Raw genomic sequence first — 22,420 nt, forward strand, 5'->3', positions numbered from 1 at the left:
GTCCGCGGCATGGATGCCGCGGCCAAGCCCCCAGGGACGGGTTTACGGCGTCCCCCGCAATTCCACCCATCCCGGCCAACCTCATGATCGTGCAGACCCACCGACCACGAGGGGCGCAGCCGTTGGCCGAAACCCTCACCCCGCCCGCAATGCCGCCGCCGCCGCCCACCGCGCCGCCACCCGCGGCGCCGTAATGCACACTGCCTGGTCGGTCACCGTCGTCACCGCACGCTCCAGCAGCTGGATATCCGCCTCATGCTGGCGCGCCACATGCGGGTCCTCGAAGAAGATCGCACGCTGGCAACGCCCCTCCAGTACCCGGTCGGCAATCTGCGCATCACCGCCCATCGGGCCGCTCTGGTAGCGCGTCACCCACGGCGTATCACGCGGCCAGCCCCGGCTCCAGGCCAGTTCGTTCAAACGCTGGCCGGTGGTGCCGGTCGCCACCCGCTCGCCGAACCGGGCCAGCACATCGAAATGCTCATCGGCGAAGGCCAGCATCGCCGGCTTCATCGCATCATGCGCGATCAGTGCCAGCGTCTGGCTTTCGAACGCATGCAGGTCGTCAGCGCCGCGGTCTGCCGGCAGCCCGGCGTGGACGCGCTCCACTTCGACCCAGTCGCGTGCGGTGGCCACGGTCGAAATGAACGGCTTGCCGTGAATCACGCACTGCCGTTTCAGCGCCGTGGCTTCTGGAAACACCGAGGATGGGTCGACCGGATCGATCAGGTAGATCGCGCCATCCAGTGTCCGATCCGGACCCATGCCGACGACTTCGGCGACCAGCTTCATCAGGCCACCCTCGCGTCCGTACGGGTAACGGTGCAGGCCCGCGTACCCGGTCAGGAAGCCCTGTCGTTCGATCGCGTCATGGGTGCGACCGACCGCATGCAGCGACACGCCCAGCTCGCGCAGGCCGGGCTCGCTGCTGCGCAGCCAACGGAACAGCGCGGCGCGCGCGTCGTGGTGATGAAGACGGTTGGCAGCCAGGCCGATGCGCATCGAACGCTCCGCAGTTACGGGTGAAGGCGGCAGTGTATGTCGGCATTCCCCTATCTGGATGCTTTTACAACTTTCTTCATTGCCGTCGGTCCGCACGTCGATAGCGTGGCAGGCAGCGGTACCGCAGCGCGGCCGTTCCTTCCGCCCGCGAGATGAGGATGCCTACCGTGAATGTCGCCGGCCTCCCGGCAGCCATTGCTGTCATGGCCAGCCTGCTGCTGCCTGCCACGGCCTCCGCCACGGGCTGCAGGACACCGCTGCGCATTGCCTGGCCTTCCGACCGCGCACCCTTGTCGTCCAGCGAACAGGGTGAGGCACGGGGGCTCGGCGCGGTGTACCTGGAGCTGTTGGGGCGGCAACGGCCACTGCAGCTGCTGCCCGTGCCGGCCGCCAGCGTGGACCGGGATGAGCTGCCGGCCGGCACCCAGGCGCTGCTGGGGTGGCCACGCTCGCAGCTGCCCGCCGGGTGGGTGGCCAGCACGCCCTACCTGCAGCTGCCACAGGTGATCGTCCGCCGGGAGGGTACGCCGCCGGTGCTGGGCCTGGAAGATCTGCGTGGACGCACCGTGGCCAGCCCCAGCCGGATGCCGCTGCAGGGGCTGCTGGCCGAGCAGGCAACGGGTGCGCAGCTGCTGCCACCGGCAGCGCTGGACGATGCGCTCCCGCTGCTGGGCACCGGCCTGATCGATGCCGTGGTTGCCAACCTCGGCGAAGTCGAGGCCGCGTTGCGCCGCTACCAGGGCGATGCACTGCTGATCGCTGCGCCGGCCGGTTTCGATGATGCCCTGGTGCTGGCGACCACGCCCGCCTGCGCCGATGTCATCGCCGGCTTCGAGCAGGCGCTGTCGCAGCTGACCGATCCCGAGCGCGATCAGATCCGCGCGGCCTGGCTGCCGGACCGGCCGCGCAATTGGCCGTCATCGTCACCCCTGCGCTGGCTGGTGCCGGCCTCGTTGATCCTGCTCGCACTGGCGCTGGTACATGCCTACGGTTACTGGCGGGTGCATCGCGAAAGCGTGCGGCGCCGAGTCGTGGAGCAGCGCCTGCAGGAGGTGACTGCGAACCTGCCGGCGGTGGTCTACCAGGCGCGCCGTTCGGCGTGCGGTCACTACAGCTTTCCGCAGATCGCCGGCGACGTGCAGTCCCTGTTCGGAATCAGCGTGGAGAGCGCGCGCATCGATCACCAGTGGCTGCTGGCCGCGGTCCACCCCGAGGACCGCAGCAGGGTGATGGCCTGTATCGAGACAGCCGCATTGGCGCGTGGCCCGATCGATGTCACTTTCCGTACCCGTTCACCACAGGGCTGGCGATGGGTGCGTTCGCATGGGCGACCGTTGTCCTGCGACGATAGCTACGTCGAGTGGAGCGGCTACTGGATCGACGTCAGCGAGGTGCAGTCACGTACCCGCGCGCTGGCCGACGCGCGCCGCGAGGCCGAGCAGGTGGCACAGGCCAAGGCGCACTTCCTGGCCACGATGAGCCATGAGATCCGCACGCCGATGAGCACGCTGCTGGGCATGCTCGAACGGCTGGCGGGCAGCAGGCTGGAGCCACGCCAGCAGCAGGTGCTGGCCACGGTGGATGATGCGGCGCGGATGCTGCGGCAGATCCTCGACGATGTACTGCACAGCCAGCGCCTGCAGGGCGCACCGCTGCAGTTGCGGCCCACCGATCTGGCGGCACTGGTGCGCGCGGTGCAGCAGCTGCTGATGCCGGTGGCCGCCAGCCGCGGCCTGCACCTGCAGGTGGTGCTTGATCCGGAGATGCAGCCGGGATCGCTGGCCGATGGCCTGCGCCTGCGCCAGATCCTGTTCAACCTGGCCGGTAACGCACGGAAGTTCACCCGGCACGGCCACGTGGAACTGCGGTTGCAGGTACTGCAGCAGCATGCCCGCGGGCAGCGGCTGCGCCTGCAGGTAAGCGACAGCGGCGTGGGCATCAGCGAGGAACGACAGCAGGCGGTGTTCGCCGCCTATGCCCAGGCGGAGCGCTCGACCACGCGGCGCTTCGGCGGCAGTGGGCTGGGCCTGGCGATCTGCCGCGAGCTGGCAACCTCGATGGGGGCGGAGCTGCAGCTGCGCAGCTCCCCTGGGCAGGGCACCACGGTATGGATGGATCTGGACCTGGAGGCCTGCGAGGCACCCATGGCCGCACCTTGGGCGGCATCAGCGGATGAGCATCCATTGCCGGCGGCGTGCGTACTGGTGGCTGAAGACCATCCTACCAACCTGCAGCTGCTGGAGCAGCGCCTGTGCGCGCTAGGGCTGCGGGTCCACGCCTGTACCGATGGGCAGTCGGCGCTTGAAGCATGGCAGGCGCAGCCGTTCGAGCTGGTGATCACTGACTGCCACATGCCGGGCATGGACGGCTTCGCACTGGCGCGGGCGATCCGCGCTGATGCCTGCCCGGCACGTGCGCAGGTGCCGATCATCGCGCTCACGGCCAGCGTGATGGAAAGCACCCGCGAAGCCTGTCGCGCGGCTGGCATCGACCACTTCCTGGCCAAGCCGGTGGAGCCGCACGTGCTGCGGGCGCTGCTGGCGGTACTGCTGGCGCCGGACTCAGTGGGCCAGTAGCCGGACGATGCTGGCGGCGGCATCGCGGCCCTCGGCCACGGCGGTCACCACCAGGTCGGCACCGCGTACCGCATCACCACCGGCGAACAGGCGCGGATGCGCGGTCTGGAACGGCAGGCGATCCTTGCCTCCGGCCACGATACGGCCGTTGGACCGGCCTTCCACGCCGTGCTCGGCCAGCCATGCCGGAACGGTCGGCGAGAAGCCGAAGGCGATGATCACCACGTCGGCCTCCAGCAGCGATTCGCTGCCATCGATCGGCACCGCGTTCTGGCGGCCGTTCGCATCCGGCTCACCCAACCGGGTCTCGACCACGGTTACGCCGATTACTTCGTCATCGGCGCCGGCTTCGATCGACAGCGGCTGCCGGTTGAACAGGAAGCGCACACCTTCCTCGCGTGCATTGGCGACCTCGCGCGCGCTGCCGGGCATGTTTGCTTCGTCGCGGCGGTAGGCGCAGGTGACCTTGGCCGCGCCCAGCCGTATCGCGCTGCGCACGCAGTCCATGCCGGTATCGCCACCGCCGAGCACCACCACGCGCTTGCCGTTGAGATCGGGCAGGGCGATGGTGTCTTCCCAGCCGGCAATCGGCCGGCCCTTCGGATCATCACCACCGACGATGCGGCTGTTCTGCACCAGGAACGGCAACGCCGGCAGCACGCCTTTCAGGTCCTGGCCGTCGAGGCCGCCATCGGTGTAGCGGTAGGCGCCGGTGCCGACGAACACCGCATCGTGGGTATCCAGCAGCTGCTGCAGGCTGATGTCGCGGCCGATCTCCACGCCGAGGCGGAACTGCACCCCCATGCCCTCCAGCACGTCGCGGCGGCGACGGATCACGTCCTTGTCCAGCTTGAAGCTGGGGATGCCGAACTGCAGCAGGCCGCCGATCTGCTCGTAGCGGTCATAGACCACGGCGGCAATGCCGGCGCGAGCCAGGCGGTCGGCACAGGCCAGCCCCGCCGGACCGGCGCCGATCACCGCCACGCTGTGGCCGGTCGGCTGCACCGCGGCCAGATCCGGGCGCCAGCCACTGGCCAATGCGGTATCGACGATGTACTTCTCCACCGCGCCGATGGTGACCGCACCGAACTCCTCCAGCGTGCAGCTGCCTTCGCACAGCCGGTCCTGCGGGCACACCCGGCCGCACACTTCCGGCAGCGGGTTGGTGCTGTGGCACAGCGTGGCCGCCTCGTGGATGCGGTTCTCCTGCACCAGCTGAAGCCACTGCGGAATGGCGTTGTGCACCGGGCACTTCCAGCTGCAGTACGGGTTGCCGCAGTCCAGGCAGCGGCCGGCCTGGTACTGCGCGTCTTCCTTGCCGAACCTGCCGTACAGCTCACCCCAGTCGCCGGAGGTGCGCAGTTCCACCGGAATGCGCTGCGGCATGGTGCGGGGCAGGTCGAGGAACTGGAAAGCGTGCTTGCGGCTCATGGCGGGCTCTGTAATGCGAGGGGGAACGTTGCCGGCCAGCGGCCGGCACTACCGGAAAACATCACGCGGCGCGTCGCAGGGTTTCGGTCAGCGACTCGATGCTGGCGGCCTTCGGTTTGACCAGCCAGAACTTGCCGATGTAATCGCGGAACTCGTCCAGGATCTGCTGCGCCCAGATGCTGCCGGTCAGCTCGCGGTGGCGGCCGATCAGGCGGTGCAGGTGCTGGCGATAGTTCTCGAAGCCCTCGGCGGACACGCGATGGATGTCGATCAGCTCGTGGTTGTAGCGGTCGACGAAATCGCGATCGACGTCCAGCACGTAGGCCAGGCCGCCGGTGAAACCGGCACCGAAGTTCAGCCCGACCTTGCCCAGCACCAGTACCACGCCATCGGTCATGTACTCGCAGCAGTGGTCGCCGGCACCCTCCACTACCGCCAGCGCGCCGGAGTTGCGTACCGCGAAGCGCTCGCCCGCCCTGCCCGCGGCGAACAGCTCGCCGCCGGTGGCGCCGTACAGGCAGGTGTTGCCGATGATGGCGGTGCTGCGTGCCTCGAAGCGGGCACCGCGCGGCGGTCGCACCACCAGGCGGCCACCGGCCATGCCCTTGCCGACGTAGTCGTTGGCTTCGCCTTCCACCTCCAGGTGCAGGCCACCCACGTTGAACGCGCCGAAGCTCTGCCCGGCGCTGCCGCGAAAGCGCAGTTCCAGCGGCGTGTCGGCCATGCCCTGGTTGCCGTGCGCGCGTGCCACCGCGCCGGCCAGGCGGGTGCCGATGCTGCGGTCGGTGTTGTGGATCAGGAAGCGATGCTCGCCGCCGCGCTTGTGTTCAATGGCGGAGGCAAGCAGGCCGTCCATCTGCGTGGCCAGGCTGTCCGGCGACTCGTACAGGCGCTGCGCGGCGCAGTGGCTGCCCTCGTAACGGGCATCGGCCAGCAGGCGCGACAGGTCCACGCGCACGCCGTCACGCGGCGCGGCCTCGATCTGCCGCAGCAGGTCGGTGCGGCCGACGATCTCTTCCAGCGAACGCGCGCCCAGGTAGGACAGCCAGCCACGCACTTCTTCGGCCAGCAGCCGGAAGAAGTTCTCCACGCGCTCCGGCTGGCCGGTGAAGTGGTTCTCGCGCAGGCGCTCGTCCTGGGTGGCCACACCGGTGGCGCAGTTGTTGAGGTGGCAGATGCGCAGGTACTTGCAGCCCAGCACGATCATCGGCGCCGTGCCGAAGCCGAAGCTGTCCGCGCCCAGCAGCGCGGCCTTGACCACGTCCAGGCCGGTCTTCAGCCCGCCATCGGTCTGCAGCAGGGTGCGCCCGCGCAGGTCGTTGGCCAGCAGCGCCTGGTGCGCTTCGGCCACGCCCAGCTCCCACGGCACGCCGGCATAGCGGATCGAGCTGACCGGCGACGCACCGGTGCCACCGTCATGGCCGGAGATGGTGATCAGGTCCGCACCGGCCTTGACCACACCGGCGGCGATGGTGCCAACGCCGGCATGGCTGACCAGCTTTACCGATACCAGCGCGGTCGGGTTGACCTGCTTGAGGTCGTAGATCAGCTGCGCCAGGTCTTCGATCGAATAGATGTCGTGGTGCGGCGGCGGCGAGATCAGGCCGATGCCCGGCCGCGCGTAGCGCAGACGTGCGATCAGTTCGTTGACCTTGTGGCCGGGCAGCTGGCCGCCCTCGCCGGGCTTGGCGCCCTGCGCGACCTTGATCTGCAGCACTTCGGCATTGACCAGGTACTCGGCGGTAACGCCGAAGCGGCCGGAGGCCACCTGCTTGATCTTGCTGCGCTTCGCGGTGCCATAGCGGGCGGGATCCTCACCGCCTTCGCCGGAATTGCTGCGGCCGCCGAGGCGGTTCATGGCGATGGCCAATGCTTCATGCGCTTCCGGCGACAGTGCGCCCAGGCTGATCGCCGCAGTATCGAAGCGCGGGAACAGGGTACTGGCTGGAGCGACCTCCTCCAGCGGCACGGGCGTGGCCGCCGGCACCAGCTCCAGCAGGTCACGCAGCGCCGATGGCGGACGCGCATGCACCGCATCGCAGTACTGCTGCCACGCACGCGGGTCACCGCTGCGCGCCGCGCGCTGCAGGGTGGTCACCACGTCCGGGTTGTACATGTGGTATTCGCCGCCGTGCACGTACTTCAGCAGGCCGCCAACATCCACGTCCTGCTGCGCGTCCCAGGCCTGCGCGCACAGTTCGCGCGCGTCGGCATCCAGGCGGGCAAAGCCGGCGCCGCCGATGCGCGAGGCGGTATCGGGGAAGCACAGGTCCACCACTTCCGGTTCCAGGCCGATGATCTCGAACAGCTGCGCGCCGCGGTAGCTGGCCACCGTACAGATGCCCATCTTCGAGATGATCTTCGACAGGCCCTTGTAGATACCCTTGCGGTAGCGGCGGCCGATCTGCGATTGCTCGCCGCCCTTGCTGAGCTTGAGGATGCCGCGACGGCCCAGGTCGAACAGGGTCTGGTAGGCCAGGTACGGGTAAACCGCCGTGGCACCGAAACCGAGCAGGCAGGCCATGTGGTGCGGGTCACGTGCGGTGCCGGTCTCGACGATGAGGTTCACGTCGCAGCGCAGGCCCAGCCGAGACAGGTGGTGGTGGATGGCACTGGTGGCCAGCAGCGCATGCACCATCGGCCGCCCGACCACCGGGTAGCGGTCGGACAGCAGCAGCATCACCATGCCATCGCGCGCGGCCTGTTCCGCTTCGCTGCAGATGCGTTCGATGCCGGCGCGCAGGCCTTCGTCTTCGCTGTAGGAAAGGTCGAGCAGGCGGTTGGCCTGCACGTACTGGTCCATCTTCAACAGCTGGCGCAGCTTGCGCTGGCTCAGTACCGGCGAATTGAGGATGACGTGGTTCACCGTCTCCGGGCCGGCATGGAAGATGTTGGTTTCCTTGCCGAGCTGGGTGGACAGCGACATCGCGCAGTCTTCGCGCAGCGGGTCGATCGGCGGGTTGGTGACCTGCGCGAAGGCCTGGCGGAAATAGTCGTACAGCGGGCGGCTGCGCTGGCTCAGCACCGCCATCGGCGTGTCGTCGCCCATCGAGCCGGTGGCTTCCTGCTCGGTCTCGGCCAGCGGCCGCAGCACCTGCTCCACCTCCTCGCTGCTGAGCTGGTACAGCTTGTGGTAGCTGCGCAGGGTGCCTTCGTCGAAGGGCTCTTCCACCAGCGACGGGTCGATCAGTTCGGTCTGCAGGTAGGTCACGCCCTGCTGCAGCCACTGCTTGTAGGGCGCGCGGCCGCGGTTGATGCGGTCGACCGCATCGGAGTCGAGCAGGTCGCCGCGCTTGAGGTCGATCGCGATCATCTCGCCGGGGCCGAGCTTGCCCTTGCGCACCACGCGCTCGGTCGGCACTTCCCACACGCCGGCTTCGGAGGCGACCAGGAAGTGGCGGTCGGCGGTGAGCATCCAGCGCGCCGGTCGCAGGCCGTTGCGGTCCAGCGTACACACCGCATAGCGGCTGTCGCAGGCGACGATGCCGGCCGGGCCGTCCCACGGCTCGCTGTTGAGGCCGTGGAACTCGTAGAAGGCCGCCAGGTCCGGATCCTTGAATTCCAGCGACTGCGTGGCAGGCGGCACCAGGATGCGCAGCGCCTGGATCAACTCCATGCCACCGGCGACCATCAGCTCCAGCATGTTGTCCAGGCTCTGCGAATCCGAACCGTGCATGGAGATGACCGGGTCGAATTCACCAATATCGAAGCGCGGCGTCTTCCACACCTTGCTGCGCGCCTGCGCCCAGCGACGATTGCCCTCGATGGTGTTGATCTCGCCGTTGTGGGCGAGCATGCGGAACGGATGGGCGAGCGGCCAGCGCGGCAGCGTGTTGGTCGAGAAGCGCTGGTGGAACACGATCGCGCTGGAGGCCAGCTCGCGGCGCTGCAGGTCCGGGAAGAAGCGGCTGAGCTTGTCCGGCAGCACCATGCCCTTGTAGCTGATCGCATCCGGGGTGAGGGTGGTGACGTAGAAGTCGGCGTGATCGCGCAGCTGCTGTTCGCTGCGGCGGCGGGCCAGGAACAACGCCAGCGCGAAGCCGGCATCATCCTGGCCAACCCCCGCATCGACGAACACCTGCTCGATGCGCGGCAGCGTGTCGCGCGCCAGTTGGCCGCAGACGCTGTCGTCGGTCGGTACCTCGCGCCAGCCAGCGACCTTGCAGCCCACCGCTTCCACCTGCGCCTGCAGCTGCGCGCGGCAGGCCTGCGCCGCGTCGGCGTCGTGCGGCAGGAATACCAGGCCGGCGGCGAAGCGTGTGGCGACGGCAATGCCGGCTTCGCTGGCCAGCAGTTTCAGGAACGCATCGGGGCGGCGCAGCAGCAGGCCGCAGCCATCACCGGTCAGGCCATCGGCGGCAACACCGCCACGGTGGGTCATGCGCGAAAGCGCGGCGATGGCGGTATCAACCAACAGGCGCGATGGTTGATCGTCGAGCTGGGCGACCATGCCAAATCCACAGGCATCGCGCTCGGAGCGCGGGTCGTAAAGCCCTTGGCGGTTGCGGGGGGCCATCTCTACCTCGATGCGTATAGGGTTGGCGGCGACACTCGTCCCCGCTCATTCCCTGGAGCGCATCGTGAGGCCACCGGATGCCTCGACTAGATCACAGGTTGCTGCAACGCCGCAATACACGGTTGCAGGTGCAACAGAACGCGCCGGCAACCCAGTGCCGGCGCGGGGCGGGACTCAGCCGCAGCGCACGCCGCTGATGGCGCCCTTGGCGTCCACTTCGATGTTCAGGCGGTCGCCGAGGAACTCCATCGTGGCCACATCATTGGGCTTGAGCACGCGTACCTGGCTGGCGCCTGCATCTTCCTGCGCCTGCTTGCCCAGCCCATCGGTGTAGGCCTGGCCGACCAGGCTCTGCACCTGGCTGGCATCGCAGGTGCCGACCGGCGGCGCCTCGATGGCCTTGCCGGCTTCGTCGGCCGGTGCCTTGGCGGCTTCGGCCGCCTGCTGGGCGTGGGCCGTGGCCGAATCCTGTTCATCCAGCGCCGGTGCCTGGCAGGCGGTCAAGGCCAGCACGGCCGGCAGCAGCAGGGCGGAGAGCGAACGGGCGCGAATCGGGAACGACATCATGACTCCGGAAGGGGTTGTGAAGACCCGAGCATAGCGGCGAACCGGCCCTCACGTGTTTGTCTTGTGTTATCGACAGGATCGCGGCACGGCGACCGCGACACTACTGGCATGCCGACCGCCTCCACTCCCGAACGACAGGCCGCGCGCGCGGCCGGCCTGCGCTATGTCGACGACACCCAGCCGGGCATCAGCCGGCGCCGCGCCGGAAAAGGTTTCAGTTACCGCGATGCTGATGGCCACGCGATACGCGACGCCACCACCCTGCAACGCATCCGCGCACTGGCGATTCCACCGGCCTACACCGCGGTGTGGATCTGCGCCCACGGCAACGGCCACCTGCAGGCCACAGGCCGCGATGCGCGCGGGCGCAAGCAGTACCGTTACCACCCCGACTGGGCGAAGGAGCGCGACGCCGGCAAGTTCGACCGCATCATCGCCTTTGGCGAGGCCTTGCCCACGCTGCGGCGGCGGTTGTCGCGGGATCTGAAACGGCCGGGTTTCCCTAAGGAAAAGGTGCTGGCCATGGTGGTCGCGTTGCTGGCCGACACCCTGGTGCGGGTCGGCAATGAGACCTATGCGCAGCAGAACCGGTCATTCGGACTGACCACACTGCGTAACCGTCATCTGGAGCTGCTGCGTGGCGGCCGGGTGCGCATGCGTTTCCGCGGCAAGTCCGGGCAGCTGCAGGAGGTGACCGTGGGCGACCGCAGGCTGGGGCTGCTGGTGCGGCGCCTGCAGCAGCTGCCGGGGCAGGCGTTGTTCCAGTACCGCGATGACGACGGTGCGCTGCAGCCGGTCGACTCCGGTGCGGTGAACGACTACCTGCGCGAGGTGATGGGCGAGGACTTCACTGCCAAGGATTTCCGCACCTGGGGCGGGACCGTCGCGGCGGTGCAGGCGTTTGCTGCCACCGAGCTGCCGGAACCGGCCAGCCAGCGTGCGCTGGCGCAGGCACAGCGCAGCGTGGTGTGCCAGGTGGCGGCCCGGTTGGGCAACACGCCGGCGGTGTGCCGCAAGGCCTATATCGACCCGTGCGTGTTCGTCGGCTGGGAGCGCGGTGAACTGGCCAAGCTGGCCGGCCTGCGCGGGCCGCGCCAGTGGGAGCAGGCCACCCTGCGCGTGCTGCGCAGGGCACGCCGGCTCAGCCGCAGTCGTCAGCCGCAGTAGATCGCGACGATATTGTTGGTGCGGCCCTTCTCGATGGTCAGGCGGTCGCCGCCTTCGCTGGCCGGTGGCACCCGCGGGCCGTCGTGGCGCAGGACCCGCACGTGCAGGCTGTCGCTGTCCACGCGTGCACGGGCCACAGTGGCGTCCGAGGCGGCCAGGCCCACCGCGCCGCGCACCCTGTCGCTGTGGCACTGGCCGGAAATCACGCCGTCGATCGGCTGCACCTGGGCCATCGGTGTGCTGCTGCAGGCGGCGAGGGCAAAGCAGACGGCGGCGGTGGCGATGGCATGTTTCATGGAGGCGTTCCCTGTGTGGTTGCGTGCAGGGTGCGACGGCGCACGTGGTGGCGGAATGAATGCCGTGCACATCGTGGACACGGCGCGCTCACTGCCGCCAACAGCGTGCGTAGAGAGACTGCAGGTGCGGCGCGCGCCGCCCCCCCGGTAGTGTCGGCCGCTGGCCGGCAGCCCCGTTCCCTCCCGAGGAGACCTGCATGGCCACCACCAAGAAGACACCCGCCCGCCGAAAGGCATCGCCGAAAGTGCGTAAAGGCAGCACCCCGGCCAAGGCGGTCGCCGACCCCGATCGCCCGCGAGTAGTGAAGACCGCGACCCGCAAGGCGGCCGCCAGCGATCCGCGGGCAGCACGCGTCGCGGCCCGGCAGCGGCGCCTGCAGGACCAGGAGAAGGCCAAGGACGCCCGGGCGGCCAGCAAGGCCACGAAGAAGACCGCGACCCAGGCCGGCGCACGGCGCCAGCCGGAGGCGATGCCGGCGCAGCAGCTGGCCAAGCCCGGGCATGAGCACGAACTGGAGCTGGCGCCCCGCTTCCTTGCACCCGACTACGCGGGCAGCGGCAAGCTGCAGGGCATGCGTGCGATCGTCACCGGTGGCGACTCCGGCATTGGCCGTGCGGTGGCGGTGCTGTTCGCACGCGAAGGCGCGGACGTGGCCGTGCTGCACCTGGACGAGGCCGAGGACGCGGACATCACCCGCCAGCACGTGGAGCGCGAAGGCGGCCGTTGCATCGTGATCGCCGGTGACGTGCGCGATCCGCGCTTCTGCGACAAAGCGGTGAAGCAGGTGGCCAAGGCGTTCGGCGGCATCGACATCCTGGTCAACAACGCCGCGTTCCAGCTGCACTGCGAGCGGCTGGAAGACCTGGAAGACGCGCACCTGCAGGAGACCCTGCAGACCAACATCGGCGGTTACATCCAGATGGCGCGCGCGGTGCTGCCGCATCTGGGCGAGGGCGCCAGCATCATCAACACCGGTTCGGAAACGGGCATCTTCGGCAGCAAGGCGCTGATCGACTACTCGGCCACCAAGGGCGCGATCCATGCGTTCACCAAGTCGCTGGCCAGCCAGCTGCTGCCACGTGGCATCCGGGTGAACTGCGTGGCGCCGGGGCCGGTGTGGACGCCGCTGAACCCGGCCGACAAGCAGGCCGAGGACGTCGCCCAGTTCGGCAAGGACAGCGACATGGGCCGGCCCGCACAGCCCGAGGAACTGTCGCCCGCCTATGTGTTCCTGGCCTCTCCGGCCTGTGCCAGTTACATCAGCGGGGTGATCCTGCCGGTGATGGGCGGTCCACGTGGGTGAGACGGGGCTGCCGGCCGCTGGCCGGCAGCCTCAGGGCACGGTCAGCGCAGGCGCATAGAGATCGGCAATGCGTGGAATGAACTGCTGCGGATTGGCACCGACCAGGTTGGTCAGCACCACCACCGCCACGCCGCGCTCGGGATAGACCACGAACGCCGCACGCGCACCGCCGATACCTGCCACCTGCAGGTCGGGCGATGCGCGCAGTACCGGCCAGCCCTCCGCCCACGGGCCGGCACGGCCATCCGCCAAGCGCTCTGCGCTCCACATCCGCCGCAGGGCCGCCTCCGGCAGCAGGCGGCCTTCGGTCAGCGCGGCCAGCCAGCGCGCGGTGTCGTCGGCGGTGGTGAGGATGCCGCCACCGGCCCACAGCGAAGGCGGTATGTCGTAGAACCAATGCGACAGGCGTGGCGGTGCATCGGCCGCGTCGGTGGCACGCGGGGCCAGGCTGTACATCGTCGCCGCATCCGGAATCAGGTCGTAGCTGTCGCCGAAGGTGGTGCGTGCCATGCGCGCGCTGCTGAACTGGCTGGTGGCGAGGAAACGTTCGTAGGGCATGCCGGATTGCTTCGCGATGATCCGTGCCAGAAGAACGTAGTTGGTCTGGTTGTAGGCGAAGCGCTGCCCGGGTTCGGCTTCGACCGGCTGCGCAGTGACGGCCGCCCACGCCTGCGCTTCTGAGCCAGCGCCCAACAGCCCGTTCGCATCAAGGATGTCCGGAAGGCCGGAGGTATGCGCCAGCAGCTGGTGTACGCGTACGTCTCTCCACGCTGGTGGAAGATCATCCAGGTAACGCGAGGCCGGCGCGTCCAGATCCAATCGCCCCTCCTGCGCCAGCTGCGCGGCGGCCACGCCGGTGAACGCCTTGGTGGCCGAGTTGAGCGGGAAGCGGGTGACGCGCGAGGCACGCACACCGTTCTCGACATTGGCCAGACCGTAGGCCTCGGACAGCACGATCTGCCCGTCCTTGACCACCGCGACCTGCAGCCCGGGGATGCGCTGCTGCATCATGATCTGGCGGATCAGGCGGCGGGTCTGGTCGTTGGCATGGTCCTGGCTGGCAGAGACGGCGGTGAAGGGCAGGGCACTGATGAGCATGAGCACGACTCGGAGCATTGGACGGAACATGCGGAATTCCAGCGGGCGTTGCGGATCGGATGCGGACAGCGCGCCAAAGGTTTAAGTGCTCGGCGCAGCTACCGTTCGTCGGCCCATGACTTCCGGGGGGTTGACTACAGCTGTCGTCAAGCTGACAGTGGCGACACGTGTAGTCAAGGGAGTGGTGTCATGCGTGGCAAGACCATCGGGGACCAGGAGCTGGCCCTGCTGCAGTACATCGATGAACATGCGCCGGCCAGCGTCGGCGAGGTCGCCAGTGGGTATGGAGAGGCCCGAGGCCTGGCCCGTTCCACCGTGCTGACGATGATGGAGCGGCTGCGGGCGAAGGGGTATCTTCAGCGCCGGCAGCAGGACGGCGTCTACCGCTACCAGGCCACCCGTGGCCCGCAGAGCGTGCTGCAGGGTGCCGTGGCCCAGTTCGTCGACAACACCCTGCAGGGCTCGGTGTCGCCGTTCGTGGCCTACCTGTCGCAGCGCCAGCAGGTCAGCGACAACGAGCTGGCCGAGCTGGAAGCGCTGGTCGCCCAACTCCAATCGCGTCGCCACGAGGGCTGAGCCATGGACACCACGATGCTGATCCCGATGCTGGAACGGCTGGGCTGGACCAGCCTGCAGACCGTACTGCTGGTGGTGCTGGTGTACGGCCTGTGCCGCGTGCTGCCGTCGCTGTCGGCGGCCACCCGCTGCCGCCTGTGGTGGCTGGTCTCGCTGCAGGCCGTGCTCGGCCTGTTCTGGAGCCAGCCGTTGCAGTTGCCCTGGCTGCCGGCCCCGCAGGCGGTGGCGATGACCGCAACCGACGTGGCCGCTGACATGGTCTACCCGCTGGCCCCGGAGGCCTCGGCACAGTTGCTGGCCGCGATGCCGATGCCTGCAGCGGACGTGCCGGCAGTGGCGTGGTGGGCGGTTGCACTGGCTGCGCTGTGGGCATCCGGCGTGCTGCTGATGGCGCTGCGCACCTTGGGTGAGTGGCGCCGCTGCCGCGCACTGCTGGCTGCGGCCTATTCCTGCGAGGACGAGGCGCTGGTACAGGCGCTGCAGCTGGCCTCCGATGCGCACGGCGTGCGTCCTGCGCCGCGGTTGTGGATGAGCACGCAGGTGGACGCACCGCAGCTGGTCGGGCCGTTCCGCCCGGTGCTGCTGCTGCCGGCCGGCGACAATGCCCTGCAGGGCGATGCGCTGGACCTGGCCCTGACCCACGAACTGCAGCACCTGCAGCGGCGTGACCTGCAATGGGGCCTGCTGCCTGCACTGGCCCAGCACCTGTTCTTCTTCCACCCGCTGCTGCGCCTGTCGGTGCGTGAATATGCACAGGCGCGCGAGGAAGCGGTGGATGCAGCGGTGGTTGGCCAACATGGCGCCAGCCGCCAGGCCTATGGCCGCCTGTTGCTGCAGTTGGGCGTGGCCCCGCAGCCGCATCTGGGCGTGGCCAGCGCCGCACCGAGCACCACCAGCCTCAAGCGTCGCCTGCTTTCGCTGCAGTCGCCCCGGTCCTGCCCGCGTCTGCTGGCGGTGGCGCTGACCGCTGCGGTGGTGGTGGTGGGCGTGGCGCCGATGCGGCTGGTCGCAGCGCCGGTGCCGCCCGCCCCGCCCGCCCCTCCGGCCGCGCCGAAGGCCGTGGCGCCGCCACCGCCTAAGGCCCCGGAAGCACCGTCCGCACCGCCGGCGGCCGCGGCTGCCCCAGCGGCACCTGCCGCACCGGCAGCCCCGGCCGAACCTGCTGACGCGACCGGGCCCGACGATGCCGACGTGGCCGACGTCGACGATGCCACCGGCATGGCCGAAGACGATGAAGGCACGGTGTCGGCCGCCCGCTCCATCACCACCTACGGCCGCCTGGACCTGGGCAAGTCGCCCCGGGAGGCCTTTGTGCTGGTCGATGGTGATTCGACTTTCGCCAACGGCGGCATGGACGACGTGACGGTGGCCCGCAGGCAGCTCGGCAAGGGCCCGGCGCTGTGGTTCCGCCAGGGCGACAAGCGCTATGTGGTGCGCGACCCGATGCTGATCCAGAGCCTGCAGCGTGCCTACAGTGGTGCCGCAGAGCTGGGTCGCCAGCAGAGCGAACTGGGCCGCCAGCAGAGTGCGCTGGGTCGCCAGCAGGGCGAACTCGGCAGGCAGATGGGTGAGATGAGCCGCCTGCAGGGCGAGGAGTCGCGCCGCATCGCACTGATTGCCGCCGAGGCTGCACGCAATGCGATGGCCGCCCACGACATCAACCGTGAGGCCGCCGCGGAAGCGGCGAAGGCAGCGCGCGGTGCAACCGGCGATATGGCCGTTGCGCGTGAGGCTGCACGCGAGGCCGCTGCCGAGGCACGTCGTGCGATGCAGGAAGCCCGCAGCGAGGCCACGCAGTCCGGCCGCACCCGTGACATGCGGCGTCTGGCCAACCAGCAGTCTGAACTGGCCAGCCGCCAGGCGGCACTGGGCAGCCAGCAGGCCGCGCTGGGTGAGCGCCAGGCACGTGTGCATGCGCAGGCATCGCAGCAGGCACAGCAGGTGATCGCGCGTGCACTGGCCAGCGGCAAGGCCGAGCGCCTCTGAAACGGCGCTACCAGCGGAACATCAACCGCAGCTGGCGCGTTCGATGCGGTTCTGCGCATCCACCTGCACGGTCACGCGGTCCTGGCGGAAGTCCATGGTCACCGCCATGCCAGGCTTGACCACCCGTGCATTGCGCGCGCCGCTGGCGCTGACCAGCTGCTTCACGGTGGCCTCGTCGGCGGTCTTGCCGGTGAAGGGTTCAAGCTTGTCGGGCTGGCACTCATGCGGGCCATCGGCCGCCGGTGGCGGCGTGGTCTCATGCGCGGTACTGCTGCCGGCATGGCTGCAGGCGGCCAAGGGCAGGATGGCGAGCAGGACCAGGGGATTGAGGCGCATCGTCGGGCTCCAGGCGTGGATGGTGGCGGCAGTGTCACCGCTGCCACCGTCAGGGCATGTCAACGCTGCCCCGTGTCATTACTGCCCGACCAGCGCCAGTGTCTCGCGCTCGCGCTGTTCCTCGCGCACCAGCCGCTGCAGCAGCAAGGCCAGCGTCACCACGTCCTGATGATTGTGATCGGCCACCCGGCGCAGGTTCACGGCGTCGCCGCCACGCAGGAAGCGCAACCATGCTCCCGGTGCCTCCGAGCCCGGCAGGTCGTCCTCGCGGACCACGCGCAGCAATTGCCGCTCGATGGTGGACAGCTTGCAGTTCTCCCAGGTGCCGCGATAGCGGCGACGGGTGGGGTAGAGCAGGTCCACATGGTCCAGCGCGGTGATCGGATCGCGTTGGCGCGCCAGCCGGTAGCGCGCCTTCAGCAGCGGCGCATCGTAGCTGCGGCCGTTGTAGCTGCAGAACACGGTGGAGGGCTGCAGCCAGCTGGCGAAGGTGGCAAGCATGGCCTCTTCGGCGGCCATCGTCGACATCAGCAGCTGGCGGACGCGCAGGCCGTCGCCGCGTTGCGGGCACGTGTGCCAGTCCGCAGCGCCGATCATGAAGGCACGCGTGCCGGTGCCACCGGCCAGGCCGGTGGTCTCGGTATCGAAGAACAGCAGGTCGCGCGCAGCTACGTGCTGGTCCTCGCGCTTGGCGAAGGCCAATGACAGCGGGGTGGTCGGGATTGGTTGCGGCTGCAGCGATTCGATCAGGAACAGGCCCGGTGCGATCTCCTCGCCGGGCAGCTGACGATCCTGTGCGCTGGCGCGTGCCGGCGTGGCACTGCCGCGGGAGCGCAGGCCGAGCAGGCGATGCAGGCTGCCTACTTCCGGCCGACGCAGCGGTGTGGGTGCCGGTGCGGAGGCCGCAGCGCCGGTCGGCTTGTGGCGGATTTCCTGTTCGACCCAGGCGAACACCGAACGTTCGGCCGGTGGTTGCCGCGCATCGTTGGCGGCCACGGGCGCCGGTGGCGCAGGGGGCGCGTCCGGCGCGGCCGGTGTGATCGCCTTCGGGTCGCCGGCCTGCTTCCGCAGCAGGCGCAGCTTGTCCAAGCTCAGGCTCACGGTGCCAGCAACTCCATCGGCTCGCGCGTGGTGATCACCACGTCGGGCACATGCTGGCAGGCGTCGGCATCGAACAGGTCGAGCACGCGCAGCGCCAGCGTGCGCGGCGAAGTCTCATCGTCTTCCTGCGCGGCCAGCACCGGACCCACGCAGGCCGGGCAGCCAGCCTTGCAGTCGCAGCGCTGCACCAGTTCGCGCGCGCGCTGCACCAGCTCGGCCTGGCGTTGCCACAGCGGTTCGCTGAGGCCGACACCGCCGGGGAAATTGTCGTACAGGTACACGGTGGGCACGAATTCCTGCAGCAGCTCCACTCCAGCGGGATCGCCCTCGCTGCCGCGCAGCTGGCCACGGCCACTCTGGTCGGCGATGGCGAACCAGGAACCATCGCCGTTGCCGACCGACTTCTGCAGGTCGCGCGCATCGGCCATCACCGCCACGGTGGCAACGATGTGCAGCGCGTAGGCGGCGCCGAGAAAACCATCCAGCGCATCCTGCTTGCTGGCGAACGCACGCAGCAGCAGCGCCTGAGGCAGCTGCCACCACACCGCCGTGGTGTGCAGTTCCTGGTCAGGCAGGTTCACCGGGCCGTAGCCGATGTTTTCGTGGGTGTAATAGCGGATCTTCTTGTAGCCGGCCACGCGCCGCACTACATGCACTTCGCCATGGTGCGAATCGCCACGGCCGGCCACGCCGCCGTCGAAACGGTCCAGCACCTTGAGCTTGGTGAAGTCGATGCTGTCGGTGTAGTAGTCCACGTGGGTACGGGTGACGTAGGCCTTGCGGCCCTCCCAGTCCAGCGTCTCCACCTGGTACGGGGTGGACTGCACCATGTGGATCGCCCCTTCGTACAGGGTGAGTGCGGCGGCGGAGTAATCGACCTCGGCGATGATCTGCTGGCGGCCATCGCTGCGGTCGACCACCACGAAGTTACCGTCGGCCACCGCGCGCAGGCTGACCGCATTGGCGGGATAACTGTCGGCAATCCATTCCCAGCGCTCGCCTTCGCGGTGGATCACTTCGGTCTCTGCCAGCGCTTCCAGGAATACCTCCGGATCGATCGGGCCGAAGCCATCGCCGACCCGGAACGGCAGCTCGAAGGCCGCGCACCGGATATGGTCGAACAGGATCAGCGGCTGGTCCGGCGCGATACGCGCGTGCTCGGGCGAGGCCTCGGCGAAGAAGTCCGGATGCCGCACCACGTACTGGTCCAGCGGCTGCGAACTGGCCACCATCACCCCCAGCGCGGGCTGCTGGCGGCGACCGGCACGGCCAAAGCGCTGCCAGGTGGCGGCCACGCTGCCGGGGTAACCATTGAGGATGACCACGTCCAGGCTGCCGATATCCACGCCCAGTTCCAGCGCCGACGTGCTGACGATGCCGTCGATGTTGCCGGCACGCATCGCGCGCTCGGTCTCGCGCCGCTCGGTGGGCAGGTAGCCACCGCGGTAGGCGCGGATGCGCGGCGGTTTGCGCGGGTCGTGGTCGAAGATGTCCTTCAGGTACTTGGTCAGCACTTCGACCATCAACCGGGTCTGCGCGAACACCAGGGTCTTCAGCCCGGACTTGATCGCGATGCGCGCGATGCGGTTGCTCTGCGACCGCGCCGAGGCGCGCAGGCCCAGGTCCGGATTGATCACCGGCGGGTTCCACAGCAGCACCTGTTTCGGCCCGCTGGGCGCGCCGGATTCGGTGATGGCGGTGACCGGCGCCTCGATCAGCGCCTCGGCATGTGCCTGCGGGTTGCCGATGGTGGCCGAGCACAGGATGAACTGCGGTTGCACGCCGTAGAACGCGCAGATGCGCTTGAGCCGGCGCAGCACGTTGGTGACGTGGCTGCCGAACACGCCGCGGTAGGTGTGTACTTCGTCGATGACGATGTAGCGCAGGTTCTCGAAGAACTGCGCCCACTTGGTGTGATGCGGCAGGATCGCCTGGTGCAGCATGTCCGGATTGGACACCACGATGTCGCCATGCAGGCGGATCGCCTGGCGCGCATCACCCGGGGTATCGCCATCGAAGGTGAAGGCCTTGACGCCCAGATCGCCAGCACGGTTGAGTTCCAGCAGCTCGGCCACCTGGTCCTGTGCCAGCGCCTTGGTCGGGAACAGGTACAGCGCCTTGGCCTTGTCCTGCATGGCCGCACTGACCACCGGCAGGGTGTAGCACAGCGACTTGCCGCTGGCGGTGGGGGTGACGATGGCCACGTGTTCGCCGCGCTGGCTGGCCTCCCACGCTTCGGCCTGGTGGCTGTAGAGCTGCTCGATGCCACGTGCCTTCAGCGCGGCGGCCAGCGCCGGCGGCACCGACCCGGGAATGGGCGCGTAGCGGCCTTCGCGGCCGGGAATGGCGAAGCTGCCGGTGATGCGGTCCTGGTAGCGGCGCTGCAGGCGCGCGCTGAGCAGGGCGCCGTCGCGGGCGGGCAGGCCGTCGCGGGTGGCGAGCTTCTGCTCGGCGTCGGCGGTGCGCTTGGCGAGTTCGTAGGCCATGGAAAGTGGAGCCGGGACGGAATGCGAGGGGTCACATGGCACCACATCCACGTCTCAGGATGTGAGACATCGCGCGCGAGGGGCGTGAACCGTTCAGTGCCACGGGGCCGGACGCTGCGCGATATCCGCGTCAAGCGCCTCATTGCGGCGGAGGAACTGCACCATGCAGACCACAAACCGCATCGCGTGCCAGCCGACGCCAGCAATGCCGCCGCCCGCCACCCAGACGCAAGCGGCCAGCCCAGCTCCAGGCGCTGCGACCACGGCATCCAGGCGGCGCCGAAGACCAGCACGCACAGCAGCAGGCCCAGCCACGCCAGTTGCCAGGACCCTCCCGGGGGCGGATAGCGGCGTCGGTCGCTGGCCAGGCACCACGCCGTGCCAGCGCCCAGCACTGCGCCGTCACAGGCGCGCACATCCAGCAGCATCGAGCGCCTGCGGGAGAATGCCGCAGCGTGCTCCCATTCCGCTGGAAGCTGCACACGCCGGTCATTGCCCAGCAACCACACCCGTGATGTCTGGGCAGTACGCTGGTACGCGCGCAGGCGCCCGCGGACCCGCAGCACGCGCTGCGCTGTCGCAGGGCCGTTGCGGCGAGGGAAGCCCAGCCAGGCCGCAAGACCGGCGATGGCGAGCAACGGCATGGTGAGCAGGCCCGGGACGCCGGTGGCGGCCCACAGCGCCAGTGCGGCAATCAGCAGCGGGGACGGGCGCAGGCCGGGACCCCGTCGCATCGAGATTTCTTCGGGTGTCTCCAGGCGCTCGCCACAGACGCGGCTGGTGGCTGCATCCGGCCGTGCAGCAGCGATGGTGAAGCCATTGAGACGCACCACCATGGCCACGTGATCACCCAGTACCACGTCAGCTTCATTGTCTTCCGAGAGGTAGGGCCATGCCTGTCTTGGCACCAGCACGGGAATGCCAGCCAGAAAGCCGTCACCGACCGGGAAGCTGTTCCGCCACGCCCCGCCTGTGAAGGCGCCACTCAGCCGCTTTATCTGGTCGTCATGGTCGCAGCCGGTCAACGCGCGCACCGGTGCCAGTGCCATGTGTTCGTCCGCGCCCAGCGTCCGCAGCGTGCTGCTGCGGCGCAGCGAGGCGATGCCTGCGCGGACACGCGATGTCCATTCGGCTGCGGTCGCGATGACCATCAGGCACACGACCGCCAGACCAACCAGTACTGCCGCGCGCGACATCAGCAGGCGACTGGCCGACGCGGCGGGCGTGTGGAGGGAGCTGTCATCAAGGAGGGCCTTACCGGGAAAACCGCAGGATGCCGTCCCCGCGCCCCGAGGGGAATGAAGTTCGTTGCAAACTTCGGTGCCCGGTCCGCGCAGCGACGATGCGTGACACACCCTGAATGCCCCCGCCGATGCCAACGAAATCTGAAGCCCGCATCCGTATCCTTGTTCACTGGACGCAACCAACAGGGTGGATGGCTGTGGCACGACCGGGAACGCAGGGAGCACTGCTGGCCAGCCTGTTGCTGGCGGGCATCGCGCAGGCGCAGCAGTCGGTGCCTGCGTCTGGTCCTGCGCCTGCACCTCCTGTAGATGCGCCGGCCGCACCCCCCGCGCCGATCTCCACCACCCCGCCACAGGACGGCGTCACCACCTTGGGAGAAGTTCGCGCGCTCAAGCCGGATGACGAGCCGCTGGACCTGTACCGCTTCAAGAACCCGGTGAAGTTCGGCGACAACCGCTTCAGCCGTGACTGGAGCGAGCCGCCGTCGCCGGAGCAGGTCAGCATGGGCGGTGGCTACATCATGATGGGCGTGGTCAAGGGTGTGATGGCGGCAGCCAAAGGCATCAACAAACTCACCGGCGGGCCGGACCAGATCCAGGCGGCCGTGGCGCGGCCACCGCCAGAGCTCAGCGCCGAACAGCAGCAGCGCGCGCTGCGGTTCTCACAGGAGCAGGATGCCGGCGACACAGCGCCAGTGAAGTAGGCCGGTATATGCTGCTGGCCCCCCACCGGT

The 22,420-nt window shown here is 68.9% G+C and carries 15 protein-coding genes; 6 read left to right on the top strand and 9 right to left on the bottom strand.

The features are described 5' to 3' along the window. Positions 1-135 precede the first annotated feature (135 nt). The gene (locus O0J15_RS13490; protein WP_155028751.1) at positions 136-1,002 is read right to left on the bottom strand and encodes a methylglyoxal synthase; all 867 of its coding nucleotides are present in this window, start codon (positions 1,000-1,002) and stop codon (positions 136-138) included. Positions 1,003-1,169: 167 nt separating this feature from the next. Between O0J15_RS13490 and O0J15_RS13495 the strand changes: the two genes are divergently transcribed. Then, on the top strand, positions 1,170-3,578 hold the full coding sequence (locus tag O0J15_RS13495) for an ATP-binding protein (protein ID WP_308305810.1): 2,409 nt from the start codon (positions 1,170-1,172) through the stop codon (positions 3,576-3,578). Here O0J15_RS13495 and O0J15_RS13500 read toward each other — a convergent pair. From O0J15_RS13500 to O0J15_RS13510, 3 genes are all read right to left on the bottom strand, one after another. Continuing rightward, on the bottom strand, positions 3,564-5,009 hold the full coding sequence (locus tag O0J15_RS13500; protein WP_019661976.1) for an FAD-dependent oxidoreductase: 1,446 nt from the start codon (positions 5,007-5,009) through the stop codon (positions 3,564-3,566). The two genes, O0J15_RS13495 and O0J15_RS13500, sit on opposite strands and share 15 nt — an antisense overlap. Positions 5,010-5,070: 61 nt before the next feature. After that, positions 5,071-9,525: a glutamate synthase large subunit gene (gltB, locus tag O0J15_RS13505; protein ID WP_308305800.1), complete on the bottom strand. Its 4,455-nt coding sequence runs from the start codon at positions 9,523-9,525 to the stop codon at positions 5,071-5,073. A gap of 174 nt (positions 9,526-9,699) precedes the next feature. Beyond that, entirely contained in the window at positions 9,700-10,089 is a 390-nt protein-coding gene (locus O0J15_RS13510) for an I78 family peptidase inhibitor (RefSeq protein WP_026347258.1), read from the bottom strand. 111 nt (positions 10,090-10,200) lie between these two features. Between O0J15_RS13510 and O0J15_RS13515 the strand changes: the two genes are divergently transcribed. Then, positions 10,201-11,259 carry a DNA topoisomerase IB gene (locus tag O0J15_RS13515; RefSeq protein ID WP_171953212.1) on the top strand — a complete coding sequence of 353 codons (1,059 nt, stop codon included), beginning with the start codon at positions 10,201-10,203 and terminating at the stop codon, positions 11,257-11,259. Here the strand turns inward: O0J15_RS13515 and O0J15_RS13520 are convergent. Next, positions 11,247-11,555, bottom strand: a complete 309-nt coding sequence (locus O0J15_RS13520) for a hypothetical protein (RefSeq protein ID WP_019661972.1) — start codon at positions 11,553-11,555, stop codon at positions 11,247-11,249. The two genes, O0J15_RS13515 and O0J15_RS13520, sit on opposite strands and share 13 nt — an antisense overlap. A gap of 197 nt (positions 11,556-11,752) precedes the next feature. Here O0J15_RS13520 and O0J15_RS13525 point away from each other — a divergent pair, with 197 nt between their 5' ends. Further along, on the top strand, positions 11,753-12,859 hold the full coding sequence (locus tag O0J15_RS13525; protein ID WP_134732406.1) for an SDR family oxidoreductase: 1,107 nt from the start codon (positions 11,753-11,755) through the stop codon (positions 12,857-12,859). A gap of 30 nt (positions 12,860-12,889) precedes the next feature. On the opposite strand, the gene O0J15_RS13530 is transcribed toward O0J15_RS13525, so the two are convergent. Further along, positions 12,890-13,957 (bottom strand): serine hydrolase, encoded by a 1,068-nt coding sequence (locus O0J15_RS13530; protein ID WP_227844192.1) that lies wholly within the window; start codon positions 13,955-13,957, stop codon positions 12,890-12,892. Positions 13,958-14,146: 189 nt separating this feature from the next. Here O0J15_RS13530 and O0J15_RS13535 point away from each other — a divergent pair, with 189 nt between their 5' ends. After that, on the top strand, positions 14,147-14,533 hold the full coding sequence (locus tag O0J15_RS13535; protein WP_019661969.1) for a BlaI/MecI/CopY family transcriptional regulator: 387 nt from the start codon (positions 14,147-14,149) through the stop codon (positions 14,531-14,533). Between the two features lie 3 nt (positions 14,534-14,536). Next, positions 14,537-16,519, top strand: a complete 1,983-nt coding sequence (locus tag O0J15_RS13540) for a M56 family metallopeptidase (protein ID WP_308305801.1) — start codon at positions 14,537-14,539, stop codon at positions 16,517-16,519. Positions 16,520-16,540: 21 nt separating this feature from the next. Here O0J15_RS13540 and O0J15_RS13545 read toward each other — a convergent pair whose 3' ends face one another. The 3 genes from O0J15_RS13545 to O0J15_RS13555 all read right to left on the bottom strand — a co-directional run bounded on the left by O0J15_RS13545 (position 16,541) and on the right by O0J15_RS13555 (position 20,442). Next, positions 16,541-16,855, bottom strand: a complete 315-nt coding sequence (locus O0J15_RS13545) for an I78 family peptidase inhibitor (protein WP_019661967.1) — start codon at positions 16,853-16,855, stop codon at positions 16,541-16,543. A 78-nt stretch (positions 16,856-16,933) separates the two neighbouring features. Further along, on the bottom strand, positions 16,934-17,956 hold the full coding sequence (locus tag O0J15_RS13550) for a ribonuclease H-like domain-containing protein (protein WP_308305802.1): 1,023 nt from the start codon (positions 17,954-17,956) through the stop codon (positions 16,934-16,936). After that, the gene (locus tag O0J15_RS13555; protein WP_111098116.1) at positions 17,953-20,442 is read right to left on the bottom strand and encodes a DEAD/DEAH box helicase; all 2,490 of its coding nucleotides are present in this window, start codon (positions 20,440-20,442) and stop codon (positions 17,953-17,955) included. Before O0J15_RS13555 ends, O0J15_RS13550 begins: the two co-directional genes overlap by 4 nt. 1,435 nt (positions 20,443-21,877) lie before the next feature. Here O0J15_RS13555 and O0J15_RS13560 point away from each other — a divergent pair. After that, on the top strand, positions 21,878-22,390 hold the full coding sequence (locus tag O0J15_RS13560) for a hypothetical protein (protein WP_308305803.1): 513 nt from the start codon (positions 21,878-21,880) through the stop codon (positions 22,388-22,390). Positions 22,391-22,420 lie beyond the last annotated feature (30 nt).

It is taken from the genome of Stenotrophomonas sp. Sm10, from assembly GCF_030985515.1.
GTDB lineage: Bacteria > Pseudomonadota > Gammaproteobacteria > Xanthomonadales > Xanthomonadaceae > Stenotrophomonas > Stenotrophomonas hibiscicola.